The sequence below is a fragment of the Pseudoalteromonas sp. PAST1 genome, from assembly GCF_021532515.1.
Lineage (GTDB): Bacteria > Pseudomonadota > Gammaproteobacteria > Enterobacterales > Alteromonadaceae > Pseudoalteromonas > Pseudoalteromonas simplex.
On sequence record NZ_JAKGBH010000007.1, the window covers coordinates 71,320 to 84,590 of the forward strand.

A 13,271-nucleotide genomic window follows, 5' to 3' on the forward strand; every position below is an offset into this window, starting at 1 on the left:
TAACTTATTAGTAAAGTTGCAAGCCATAGGCCAAAACGAATAAAGGCCTTAAACAAGGCCTTTGGTAACATTACAAAATTACAAACGCAGATCAGCGATTGTTAAGTTGTTGGTTGATTTCATCAAATATACTCGCATCATCAATGGTAGATGGAATTTGTAGTTCTTCACCATCGACCAATTGGCGTAAGTTCTTTCTGAGTATTTTCCCTGAACGGGTTTTTGGTAGACGCTCAACATGCAAAACATTCTTTAAGCAGGCAATGGCACCAATTTGATGCCTTACAGAATGGACTAGCTGTTGCTCGACTTCTTTGCTATCGCCAAGGTAATCGTCTTTGAGCACTATCATCGCCATAGGTAATTGCCCTTTGAGTGCATCGTTAACGCCAAATACTGCACATTCAGCAACAGCAGGGTGGGCTGCAACAATTTCTTCCATTTCACCGGTTGATAAGCGATGACCCGCAACGTTAATTACATCGTCGGTACGACCCATAATAAATAGATAACCATCGTCATCAATATAGCCACCATCACCAGAGAGGTAATAACCCGGATACTCGCTTAAATAACCCGCTTGAAAGCGTTCATTGTTTTGCCAAATTGTTGGTAAGCAGCCAGGAGGTAAGGGCAGTTTAATTACCACCGCACCATTTTCGTTTGCTGAGCACTGCTGCCCATTCATATCAAGAATTTGTACATCAAAGCCCGGTGTTGGCACTGTTGAGCTACCCGCCTTAGTGGCAAGCTGTTCAATACCAATTGGATTACACGCAATGGCCCAACCTGTTTCTGTTTGCCACCAATGGTCAAGTACGGGCAAGCCGGTGTTGTCTTTTAGCCATTCATAAGTGGGAGGATCTAGGCGTTCACCGGCCAAGAATAAACGTTTTAAACTCGAAGTATCGTATTGTTTAAAGCCCTCGGCGGTAGGGTCTTCTTTTTTAATAGCGCGAAACGCAGTAGGAGCACTGAATAAGGCGGTGACTTTATAATCTTCTACAACACGCCAAAACGCACTGGCATCAGGGGTTCTTATGGGTTTGCCTTCATAAAGTACGGTAGCGCAGCGATAAATAAGCGGTGCATATACAATGTATGAGTGACCTACCACCCAGCCAATATCAGAAGCAGCCCAAAATACTTCGCCGGGTTTCATGCCATACACGGTCTCCATGCTGTAATGCATTGCAACAGCGTGACCACCGTTTTCTCGAACCACCCCTTTAGGTGTGCCTGTGGTGCCTGAGGTGTAAAGAATATAAAGCGGGTCGTCACCTGCAACCGGCACGGCATCGACTGAACTTGCTGCATCAGAGGCTGATTGCCAATCGATGTCTCGGCCATCTTGCATCTCGGCAATGGCTTGCTCACGCTGAAAGACAATACAGTGTTCAACAGTATGCTGGGCGTTTTCGAGTGCTTCATCAAGCAGTGGTTTATATTCAATCACATGATTGATTTCGACCCCGCAAGACGCAGTAAGCACAAGCTTAGGCTTTGCATCATCAATACGCACCGCGAGTTCGTGCGGTGCAAAACCACCAAATACAACGGAGTGAATGGCACCAAGGCGAGCACACGCTAGCATACCAATAACCGCTTGTGGGATCATTGGCATATAAATGACTACACGGTCACCTTTGCTTACGCCAAGGGATTGCATGAGTCCTGCAAATTTAGCAACTTGAGTTTGTAACTCGCCATAAGTGTATTGTTGTTTAGTATTGGTAACAGGGGAGTCGTAAATTAGTGCAGTTCGGTCGCCATAGCCTGCTTCGACATGTTGGTCGAGGGCTAGATAACAAGTGTTTAGTTGACCATCGGCAAACCAATGGTAAAAATCATTATCGTCATATTGATAAGGGGCACTTGGCTCTTTAAACCAAGGAATTCGTTTACTTTGCTCAAGCCAAAACTGACCCGGATCGCGCTGGAACTGTTGGTATTGTTGTTGATATTCGCCCGCCATTGTGAGGCTCCTATACTTTTTAGTGAGAGATTTGTACAACGTACTAAAAAATATAGGGCGGTTTTTGATTAAATAATATGCGACCTTGGTCGGCATTAATGGGGCTAAATGTCGTGAAATCGCCCGGATTTGGGGCGATTTCAGGGAATCGAGATGCTAATTAAACCTGTTGTTCACTAATAAGCGGTAAGCAAATGAGGATCTTAACGCCACCTAACTCACTGTGCTCAGCCTTGATAGTACCTTTGTGCGTTTCTATTAGGCTTTTACAAATCGCCAGTCCTAGGCCTGAGCCACCCGTTTGGCGACTACGTGATTTATCAACGCGGTATAAACGTTCGAATATTTCAACTAACTGATTGTCGGTCACACCGGGTGGGGTATCTTCAATACTAAAAGTAATACTCTGCGCTGAGGCTGTCGCTACAAATTTAATTTTGCCGGGTTTATCAGTATAAAAGGTGCTGTTTGATAAAAGATTAGCCAGTACTTGCTTAATTTTATCGATATCCCATGTCACCTTTAAATCAGCAGTAACATGAATGTCACTGGTAAATTCAAAGCCTTTGCTTTGTACAAAAGCAGCAAAGTCTTGCTGCCAAACGGATAATACATCAGCAAGTAAATAGGGTTTTAGGTTCAGGTATAGGCTATCTGAGTCTGCTTGTGCTAGTTGGTGGATATCACGGATCAGTACATTGATATCGGTTAGCTTTCGATTAATGGCATCGTAAGAGGCATCAACGTCTTTTGCGATATTGTATTGCAATGCTTCAACTTGCAATTGTAGCGCTGTGAGTGGTGTGCGAATTTCATGGGATACATCGGCTAGTAAGCGGTTCTTCTTATCAACGACTTCTTGTAATAGTTGTGCTCGCTCGCTGGCAAGTTTACGCGTTTTAAATGAGCGGTAACCAAAGCCTGATATCAATAAAATCACACAGCTTAGGCCGAGTAACCAGGCTTTAAATTGCCATTCACTTTCGCTTAGTTGTGCTGCTTGAATTTGTTTATCTGCACTTAATTGGTTTATTTCTTGCTGATTTCGCATAAAGGCGACTTGGCTTTGCATCGCGGCCACAGTTAAGTCGTGCTGATTTTTACCCGTTTTATTTTCAAGGGTTTGATAGCGGCTTTGCGATTCAAATGCCTGTTTATAAAGTTGTAATGCAAGGTAAGAGTCAGTGAGTAATTTATTTAAGCTAATTTGATCTTCGACATCTTGTAACTCATTAGCCTGGTTTAAGGCCTGTTCTGCGGTTTTAATTGCTTTTGCATGGTCATTAAGAGCTTGATAGATACGTGTTTGGGTGATCGCTAAAGACACTAAATGGGAGCGGAAATTAAAGTCAGTGGCGATTGCCATGGCGCGATCAATATAGGCTTGCGCTTCACTAATGTTATTTTGTTTTAGAGCAATTAACGCCATTAAATTATATGAACGGCACAATCCTGTGTTTGAAGATGAGGGTAGATAATAGCTAATCGACTTTTCTGCATAGTCTGTGGCTGTTGTAAGCTCACCTTGTTTTAGCGCTGCATAGCCGACCTTCATGGCACTATTACCGATATCGACTTTAGAGCCAATTTCTAAATCCAGAACGTGCGACATTTTAAAGTGCTTTAACGATTGGGCACTGTCACCCATACGTCGATAAACTTCGCCAATTTCATAAAGTGCATCAGCAATGCCTTTTTTATCGTCAAGTTTTTGATGTAAAGAAAACGACAAAGTAAGATTGGCTAGTGCGTCGTGGTGGTCACCAATAATTGCTTCAATAATACCTAAGTTCTGCAATGCAGAGGCATAAGATTTATCGTCATCAAACTCTTGTAAAATATTGACTGCTTTTTGTGCTTCATTGAGGGCAGCTATGTACTTATCTTGCCAGCGTAAAATGGCTGCTAATCGCTCATAGGACTGGGCAATCAGCACTGAGTTATTTATCTGTTTGGCAATGGATAATGCAGCGCGATAGTGTTGCTCTGCCTTAAGAAAGTTACTTTTTCTGCCTTGTGCGTAACCTTGAATAAGCATTGCTCGTACTGTTACTGACTGGTTATTGTGCTTTTCCCCGTAATTAAGCAGCTGCTCTGCATAGCTAAGAGCTTGGTCATAATCGCCACTGCCCATATTCATAAATGCCAGCGATTCGAATGCCTCTTGTATGATGTTAGGTTCATTGGAAAGGGTCGAGTCGTTAGTTAATTGCTCAAATATTTTAGTGGCTTGGTTTGGATTACTGTTACGTAACAATTGTGCTTCGTTAAGCTTTTCTAAAGCTTGTTCAGGGGTAATAGCAAGGGTATTTAGCGATAAGCAGCTAAGCAAAATAGCTAAAGCTAAGCCTTTGTAAGGTGATTGCGTGTTTTTCATTATAATCTAGGTAAAGGCAGATGCCATTTTTGTAAAATTGCTTGGTATTGACCGTTTTGTTTCAATGCTTTTATGGCATCACTCAATTGCATAGCAAGTTGCTTGTCCAATTTTAGATTCGCGGCTAAATAAAGGCCTGATGGGTAGTCGTCTAAGTGGAGGCTCTTATTAATGTCATTAGGGAGAACTCCTGATAACGCGAGTTCGTTTTGTAAGGTAAGCGTGTTGGTTAGTACAAAATCAATTCGTCCTTTCTCTAGCATTTGCCAAAGTTGATGGTAATGACTGACCAGCACCAAATTTTTATTTTCATTAAAGCCGGCTTGTTTCAAATAATGTTCACTTGAATAGCCACGAATTGTTGCCACACGATATTTCTTTGCTTGTTTTAAGCTTTTTATTTCGTGGTTTTGTTTGGCAAGCCCAACTAAATAAGCATCGGCAAAATAGGTTTGTGCTAGCCATTGGAATTTATATTCACGAGACTCATTTTTTAGCAATGAAATCATCAATATGCTTGGGTCATTTTGAAACTCATGAAAAGCTCGGGCCATTGGCATAATTGCGAATTCGCCAGCGATGTTTGTTTTCGCTAGGGCAGACTTTATCACTTCAACAAGCGCACCATCGGCTTTACCTTGCTGATTTTTAAAATGGTATGGGGGTAAATCTTCGGCAATAAAGGTCAGTGTTTTCGCCGTCGTAGCACTACTGATAAAGCAGAAGATAATAACAATCAGCAATGAACGAAGAAGCATAAAGAACCTACACCTTTAAACATATTGTTAACATAGTAATGAATATTAATAAAAAGGTATAGGTTTTTAATCGGTGAATCGGAATTAGTTGTTCTTTTTGCTTCGTGGCGCACCGAGTAAAATACCGATGTGGCAAACACAGACAGATAAAAACGCACTCAACCCTAATGCACCGCCATAGCCATGTAAGCGCGGCACGAGGTACTCAAACAACAAAGCAAATAGTAATGACGCAATGGCTAATGTAAAAATGCCAAAGCGTTTTGGTGCGCTCATACCGATGAAAGTACCACCGAAAAATGCCACGCTGTATAGCTCAACATCAACGGGGAATAGACTCAAAATCGCAAATGCAATAATGCTGGTGGCCGCTGATGCGCGAATGCCGTCGAAGCGATTATGATGTGCTAAAAAGTAGGTTGAGTAAGCACCTAATAACGCTGTTATCGCAATAAATATATTCATCAAAAAATCCCTTTTGCAAGCATATAAAGCGCCACACTGGCAAAAGCCACACTACCAAGTCGGCCGCCAAAACCTGCAAATAGATTCATAGTCAAAATATAAAGACTGGCACCGATCAATGAAATAAGACTTAGCTCCCAATAACTGTTTATTAAACTTGAAGAGCACATGCCAGCAAAGCTACCAGCGTAAATGGCCGCATAAGGGTGTGATTTTAACGTTCTTGAAAAAGGTAAAAACGTACCGATTAAGCCTGTCGCAGCAGCGGCTACAACAATAGGAACACGAAAATATTCGTGTAAGACGAAACAGATAAAGCAGCCAAAAAAGAAACAAATATACTTTATTAAAAAAAACCGAAAGTGCTCAAAGCTACTCATGTTTTTAAGCTTTGCTGTGTAATTTAAGATAAAAAGCTTAAGTGATTTCATACTCACTTATAGGTAGTTAGAAAGATAGTGATTTTCACATTATCTAACCACAAAGTACAATTATAAAAGGCATCTGACTTTGCAAGATGCCTTTAAAAATTATGATTGCTGGTGTCGTGGTGACCTAATGCTGTGGTGCCCATAAAGAGATACGATAAGAAAACATCCAAGTGGTACAACAAACGAAACCGCAGTGTTAAAAGCATCTATGGTTGCGGCTTGGATCAGAGGTAAAAATGCGCCCCCTAAAATTGCCATTACTAAACCAGCTGCACCAACTTTTGCATCTTCGCCAAGGCCTTCAAGTGCTGTGCCGTAGATGGTTGGAAACATCAAAGATAGACAGCTTGAAATAGCTACAAGTGCGACTACGCCCACTAAATTCACTTGTGTGGTAACAATAAAACACAGCACGGCTGCAATTAAAGCCATCAAACGCAGTAATTTAGCGCCGCTAATAAAGCGCATTAGCCATGTCATAATGAAACGAGATACTAAAAACACCAACATCGAACATTGTAAGACTTGGCCGCCGGTAACTTCTGTCGTGTTAAGTGCTTCCATGGTGTAGCCAATGGTGTAGGTCCATACACAGGTTTGCGCGCCAACATTAAAAAATTGTGCCAGCACACCAAATCGATAATGCTTGTTTTGATACAAATGTTGAAAGGTCTTTTTAAGTTTACGCGGCTGCGCTGTTACTTTTGTTTCTGTTGCAGGAGAGCGGCTAAAGAAGATACATAGCCATAGTAAGATTAAGCAACAGGCCATACCCACATACGGCACCATCACAGCATCGAGCTCTGCACTCACAACGGTTTTTAATTGCGCTTCACTCATCAGGGCACGGCTTGCGCTATCAGCTTGATTTAAGTTCGGTAAGATCAACGTCGCAGCTAAAAACACACCAATATTAGTCCCAACAGGGTTAAATGCTTGCGCGAGGTTAAGTCTGCGGGTTGCTGTTTGCTCGCATCCTAACTGCATAACATAGGGATTGGCAGAGGTTTCTAAAATAGACAAACCACCAGCAAGAATAAACAAGGCCAATAAAAAGTGGCTATAGAGCATGGTTTGACTAGCAGGGTAAAACAATAAGGCACCACAAGCGGCCATGGCTAAACCCACTAACAGCCCTGTTTTATAATTAAATCGTCTATTGATCATGGCCGCCGGTAAAGCTAAGCAAAAATACGCGCCGTAATAACTAAACTGCACCAGTGCTGATTGCAACGCACTCATAGAAAATGTTTTGCTAAAAACTTTCACTAATGGGTCTGTCATATTGGCCGCAGTACCCCAAGCAGCAAAGCAAATCGTAAGCAGAATAAAAGGCCAAAGCATTTGGCGCGATACAATAGCGGACTGTGTTTGCATAGTTCACCAGGTTAATGTGTTCATATTGTTGTGGCCGACAGTATTCACGACTATAAATAATAAATCAACCTAGTTGATTTATTATTTTGACTGGTAGATAGTACTGCAAACAGGTCTAATAGGCCGCTTATCAAGCTTGTATCAAGAAGGATGTTATGAAGAGCAGTTTATCGCGAGCACCAAGAAGCAATAACGAGCGCGCAATCTTAAGTTTAATTAGGCAACAGCAAAGCATGCCTAAAGCACAAATAGCAAAAGCGTTAGCCTTGTCTGCTCAGGCGGCAACAGTGAATATTAATAAGCTTGAAGAAGATAAGCTGTTGCTTCGTGATGCACCTGTTAAAGGGCGAGTAGGGCAGCCAAGTGTGCCGTTTAGGCTCAACCCAGATGGTGCATTTAGTTTTGGTTTGAAAATCGGGCGACGACGCTTTGACCTGATACTCGTTGACTTACAAAGCACGCAAAGGACGTCTGTATCTGTTGAGGTGCATGAAGCATCGGTTGAAGAGCTTAAATCATTTTTAGAAACACATATCCCAAAGCTAATCAGTCAATTAGAGCCTGATCTGCGCTCACATGTGTGTGGGCTTGGGGTCGCTATGCCGTTTGATATTTGGCAATGGCAAGCCGCTTCATGCTCAGCAACCAGTACACTTAGTCAGTGGCAAAACTTTGACTTAAAAGGTTACTTAGAAAGCCAGTTCCAGCTCCCTGTTTATATTAGTAACGACAATAACGCTGCCTGTTGTGCAGAGCTAAGTCTTGGAAACCCTAACAACTACTGCGATTTTTTATATGTTTATTTGGGGGCTTTTTTAGGTGGTGCAGTGGTGATTAACCATCAGCTTCTCGAAGGTAAAAGTGGTAATGCCGGTGCTATAGGCTCAATGCTAAACACTGATCGTGAACAGTTACTTAGCCAATGTTCATTACTTTCACTGCAAAGCGAGTTTGATAAGCTGCAGTTGGGTATTTCTGTGTATGAGCTGACAGACAGTCAGTTTACAGCGCATAATCGACTCGTTCAGCCTTGGCTTGAAAAAGCCGCTGAGGCTATCAGTATTGCCATGCATAACAGTTTAAGTTTATTAGATATGCAAGCTGTGATTATTGATTCGCCGTTACCGAGTAAAGCACTTGAACATCTCAAGCAGTTATCAATTGCCGCATTTGCACGTTTAGATAATCGTGGGTTACGTAGCTGTGATGTGAGCTTAGGTGTGTGCGGGGAAAAAGCGCAGTCGATAGGGTCTGCCCAACTTGCGCTTAGTCATCATTATTTTTAAGAGGAGTGAGCACCTCACTCCTACTTAATTCATTACTTCTGATATTGTTTGAACCACGCAAGGGTGTATTCAATTTTCGAAATCATACGTGATGGACGACCCGCAATACCATGGGGTGAGCCCGGTACACGAATAAGAACGGTATCTACCTTTTGCAGTTTTAATGCTTGATAGAATTGCTCTGATTCTGAAATTGGCGTACGGCGGTCTTCTTCACCTGTCATGATCAATGATGGCGTGGTGACGTTACCTACTAATGAAAGTGGCGAACGTTTCCAGTAGTGCTCAACATTATCCCAAGGCATGCCAGGGAATTGGTTACGAATTTGACCAATATAGCTGTCAGCTGAAAGCGTTTTACTTAACCAGTTGATCACAGGCTTGGTAATTGCCGCAGCGTTGAAGCGGTTTGTTAAACCAACCGCATAAGCCGTTGCAATACCACCTGCTGAACCACCCGCAATAAATAGGTTATCTTTGTCGATAAAGCCTTTAGCAATCATGGCATCAACTGCTGAGTTGTGGTCAGCAAAGTCTTCTTCTGAACTGTATTTACCATCTAGCAGTAGTGCAAAGTCTTTACCGTAACTTGTTGAACCACGGTAATTCACATACACAACCACATAACCTTCAGCGGCATAACGTTGTAATTCAGCAGTAAAGCTTGGGCCATAGGCTAGGTGTGGGCCACCGTGAATTTCAACCATTAATGGGTATTGTTTGTTTTCATCAAAATCAGGTGGCGTAATGTACCAACCTTGAATAGCTTGGCCATCGAACTGTGACTTAACATTTAGTTCGTGCACTTTACCAAGCTTTTTATGGCCTAACACATCTTCATTTAATGAAGTTAGCGTTTTACTTTTACCCTTGTATAGGTAGCCTAAATCAGCTGGACGGTACTCGCTGCCTGTGGTGTACGCAATAGCGCCATTATTGGCCATGCTGAAACTACCACTGATATACGGACGACCAATTGAAGTGCCCGATACCGTATCCGTTAAGTCAGTGACCTTACCGCGGCTGTTTACTTTAGCAAGCTTACGCTTACCAAAATCATCGTACTGAATAACAAAGTCGCCATCGCCTGACCACTTATAATCAGCCACTGAACGGTCTAATTTTTCAGTAATATGCTTGATTGATTTATCGTCTAAATCGAGCATAGATAGTGTTGAGTTAATGTAAGGCACAGGGGCGTTGTCACGCGCAACAAAGGCTAGTTCATCACCGTCTTCAGCGTAACGCGGGTTACTCTCACGGCCCGGTAAATCAGTTAGTTGCGTAAGCTCGCCTGATTTTACATTGATTTCATAGAGGTCTGACTCAGTTGTGCGATATTCCCACTCATCATTGCGATCAGCAGAAAAAGCTAGTTTTGTGTTACTTGGATCCCAAGCAAGTGGGCCATAGTGCTGATAATCACCCGATGTTAATTGGCGTGGTGTGCCACCCGAAACCGGAATAACAAAAACGTGACGATATGAAGGCTCTAAAAAGCCAGCGCCATCAGCTTGATAGCGTGCTTTTTCAAACACTCTCACTGGTTTTGACCACTCAGCGCCTTTTGGTTTTTTCGGCAGTTTTACCGATTTAGCGAACGCAGATTTACCTTCAGGAATGCTCATGGTGAAGGCAATTTGTGCAGAATCATTTGACCACGTTAAGTTACGTACTGACTTTGGTAGTTGCGTTAATAATGCTTGTTTGTCTTGCGCTAACCAATAAACGTGAAGTTGATTCGAACCGCTTGAGTTGCTGGTAAAAGCAATTTTCTTGCTATCTGGAGACCAAGTGGGTTGGCTGTAGTTATGCTCATCAGAAAACAGCGGCGTGTGTTGACCTGACTTTATATCGTACAGCCAAAAGCTACGCTTGTTACCATCTTTCATGATGTCGTAGCCGCTGCGCACATAAACGATTTTTTTACCGTCAGGGCTTATTTGTGGGTCGCCTGCGTATTCAAGTTGAAAAATATCTTCAGAGACAAACTTGTCGTTAGCATATACTTGAGCCGTCGTTGCTGCGCACAGCAAACTTGCTCCAATAAGAATTGTTTTTTTTAATTGCATGGAATGGTCTTTTTTTAGCCGTAAAATTTTATCCTAAAAGCAGAGCATTCGCTGCGCAAGCACATTGAGATAAAGTTGCATTTACCCCAGTTGAATTGACTCGAAGTTAATGTGTACTTGCTAGTACCTGATTTTAAAGGCTTAGGCAAACTTAAAATAGTCATCCCAACGACTATCTAAGCGCTGTTTGGCCTTATCTAAATCAACGGCTGTATAAACGTTATTTTGTTGATGAACCAGCTCAAGCTTGACGAGTTTGTCTAAAGCATCATCAATTTCAAAGTCGAGCTGGCAATGATGCTGCGCGTTAAACCATTGCTCAATTTGACTATCTAATTGCTCTGCAGTCATCGCTGATTCGCTTTTTAGTAAAAAGGTGTAGGCAAGTAGCGCTTCTTTAACATCTTCTTCTTCAGCTGCATCGACTAGGGTATGAAAAACCCCGGCGTTGTTATCGAGGTTTTTAAAATACAAGTTGTCGGCTAATGCTTTCATAAAACGAATTTTACGGTTTTTAAACTTGCTCCATTCTTTAAAAATAAAGCTGCCAAATACCCCCATGCCGATTGCAAAGGTAATAAAGTGTTGCTGACTCATATGCACTTCTTCACTGCGCCAACCACCCCAAAAGGCAATCATAGCAATCAGGAGTAAAATTGACGCACCTAATTTTGTTACCAACACCACAGCTCCACCAATCAGTGCTGATGAACCAATAATCAGTTTATCTATTGGACGCATTTTTACTTCGCTATTCGGAAACAGCATTTCTAAATCGGCTTTTGGCACATTCTGGAATAATTTGACGATGGTTGAGTTTGGCTCAAAGCCTACCGGCATTTTGCCTTTTTCTAAAAAGTACTGCTCGTCTTTAAAGCGGATGAATATGGCAACGCGGTCATAGTTAGTAAACTGAATCTGCTTTTTCTTAAGCCCCCAAAAACTGCGTAGCGTCTCGGTTTTTTGCGATTCGCCGCGACGGTAAAAGACCACTTCTGCAAAGTCATCAAACTCAACGGCTAAACGTACTTTAAATAAAGACTCTTCATTCAGTGCATCTTGTAAGTCTTGATTGGTAATGGTTTCAAAATTGGCAGCATTGAGTACTTTGGCAAACTCTTTTGCAAAGGCAGATTGGTAGCTGGCACGTTGCTCGTTGGTAATCAGTGTTAGCGTGCGGGTGTCGCTATTTGGGTCAAATGGCGCATAGTTGTTTTTTAAAGACTCCAGCAGCTCGTGATATTGATAATGAGTCACGCTTTGCAAAAGAGTAGCAAACTCCATAAACGAAGCTGATTGCGGCTCACCCAAGTAAGCTTGGCAAAGATTTATGATGTCGTGTTTTCGAAAAGGGATGAATCGCGCGTTGCTCATAGATTTGTGTAATGTCATTAAAACTGGCTGGGATAATAAAAAAATAACGACAAAATTGCGACCGTTAGTGGCAAATGGCATGAACTTAGACTTTTTTACTGACTAAAACGGCTTATGTTTAGAATATTTACTCCAGTAAAAACGCTGGTTTTTCCCCTTTATAGTGGCTTTATCATGCACTTTTAAATTTGCTTTGCTAATGTTTAATTCATTGCAGCAAGTTGTCGTGATTAATTATGAATAAGCAAGCACCCCCTCCAGAAGTAAAGGCTGAGTTAAATTCAGTACCTCTTGTAGTAAAGCAATTCTTTATTAGCTTTTTTGTTGTCGTTTTATTGATGATAGTCGTGACTTATTTGTATAACTTTAATCGGCTTGAAAGTGATGTTTACTTAAATGGTGTGCTCAGTGATGCTATTAATTTGCTCATTTTGATTTGTATTTTTGCGTTTGTGCAAACTTCGGTGGTTGCTAAGCGCAGTTACTTATTTTTAAGTGTGGGTATCTTCCTTTGGAGCGTCGGACTTACATTTGATTTTTTAGATGAGCTGGTGTTCCAACCAATCTGGGTCGGCATTTATATCGAAGATATTACCCGCACCTTAGGGATGCTTATCACTGGGTTTGGTCTTTATTTAGCGCTTACTGATTTAGCTAAAACCCGAGAGCAGCTCGAAGAAGAGCTAAAAACCGATGTATTAACAAAGGCGTACAATCGTCGTTATTTTTACCATTATGTGCAGCAAAACCAAAGTAAACCACATAGTTTAGTGATCGCCGATATTGATCATTTTAAGGCGATTAATGATGAATATGGCCATGATGTAGGCGATCAGGTATTGATAGACTTTGTTTATCAGTGTCACCAAGCATTAGGAGAAGACGTTCTATTTGCGCGAATTGGTGGTGAGGAGTTTGCAATGTATGTTGCCACAGATGATGCAGATGAATTACATGCTACCTGCGAGCAACTGCTGAGCCTTGCCAGTAATGTGATGGTGACACCGAGTAAAACGCTCAGCGTGAGTGTTGGTTCAGCGATCAAACGTGCTACTGAGACCTTTAGTAGTACCTTGAAACGTGCTGATCAAGCGCTTTATTTGGCTAAAAATCAGGGTCGTAGTCGCTATGTTCATAAACCGTAAGGGACGGTTAA

Annotated in this window: 10 protein-coding genes; 2 read left to right on the forward strand and 8 right to left on the reverse strand. The window is 41.9% G+C overall.

All coding sequences use genetic code 11. From position 1 onward, the window contains the following. Positions 1-91: 91 nt before the first annotated feature. The 6 genes from L1272_RS05085 to fucP form a co-directional block, all read right to left on the reverse strand. Positions 92-1,975, reverse strand: coding sequence for a propionyl-CoA synthetase (locus L1272_RS05085; protein ID WP_054551846.1), 1,884 nt, complete (start codon positions 1,973-1,975; stop codon positions 92-94). Positions 1,976-2,135: 160 nt separating this feature from the next. Beyond that, positions 2,136-4,352 carry a tetratricopeptide repeat protein gene (locus tag L1272_RS05090; protein ID WP_194442738.1) on the reverse strand — a complete coding sequence of 739 codons (2,217 nt, stop codon included), beginning with the start codon at positions 4,350-4,352 and terminating at the stop codon, positions 2,136-2,138. Next, the gene (locus L1272_RS05095; RefSeq protein WP_138619536.1) at positions 4,352-5,110 is read right to left on the reverse strand and encodes a substrate-binding periplasmic protein; all 759 of its coding nucleotides are present in this window, start codon (positions 5,108-5,110) and stop codon (positions 4,352-4,354) included. The genes L1272_RS05090 and L1272_RS05095 overlap by 1 nt, the downstream gene beginning before the upstream one ends. An 84-nt stretch (positions 5,111-5,194) precedes the next feature. Next, positions 5,195-5,575: a hypothetical protein gene (locus tag L1272_RS05100; RefSeq protein WP_054551843.1), complete on the reverse strand. Its 381-nt coding sequence runs from the start codon at positions 5,573-5,575 to the stop codon at positions 5,195-5,197. Then, complete coding sequence (locus tag L1272_RS05105; RefSeq protein ID WP_171041543.1) at positions 5,575-5,955, reverse strand: hypothetical protein; 381 nt, start codon at positions 5,953-5,955, stop codon at positions 5,575-5,577. Before L1272_RS05105 ends, L1272_RS05100 begins: the two co-directional genes overlap by 1 nt. 150 nt (positions 5,956-6,105) lie before the next feature. Next, positions 6,106-7,383: an L-fucose:H+ symporter permease gene (gene fucP, locus L1272_RS05110; RefSeq protein ID WP_194442737.1), complete on the reverse strand. Its 1,278-nt coding sequence runs from the start codon at positions 7,381-7,383 to the stop codon at positions 6,106-6,108. Positions 7,384-7,538: 155 nt separating this feature from the next. Between fucP and L1272_RS05115 the strand changes: the two genes are divergently transcribed. Continuing rightward, positions 7,539-8,669 (forward strand): ROK family transcriptional regulator, encoded by a 1,131-nt coding sequence (locus L1272_RS05115; protein ID WP_194442736.1) that lies wholly within the window; start codon positions 7,539-7,541, stop codon positions 8,667-8,669. A 32-nt stretch (positions 8,670-8,701) separates the two neighbouring features. Here L1272_RS05115 and L1272_RS05120 read toward each other — a convergent pair whose 3' ends face one another. Beyond that, on the reverse strand, positions 8,702-10,741 hold the full coding sequence (locus tag L1272_RS05120; RefSeq protein ID WP_138599923.1) for a S9 family peptidase: 2,040 nt from the start codon (positions 10,739-10,741) through the stop codon (positions 8,702-8,704). 141 nt (positions 10,742-10,882) lie between these two features. Beyond that, entirely contained in the window at positions 10,883-12,115 is a 1,233-nt protein-coding gene (locus tag L1272_RS05125; RefSeq protein WP_235372918.1) for a TMEM143 family protein, read from the reverse strand. Between the two features lie 236 nt (positions 12,116-12,351). On the opposite strand from L1272_RS05125, the gene L1272_RS05130 reads away from it, so the two are divergent. After that, positions 12,352-13,260, forward strand: coding sequence for a GGDEF domain-containing protein (locus L1272_RS05130; protein ID WP_054551839.1), 909 nt, complete (start codon positions 12,352-12,354; stop codon positions 13,258-13,260). Positions 13,261-13,271: the final 11 nt, after the last annotated feature.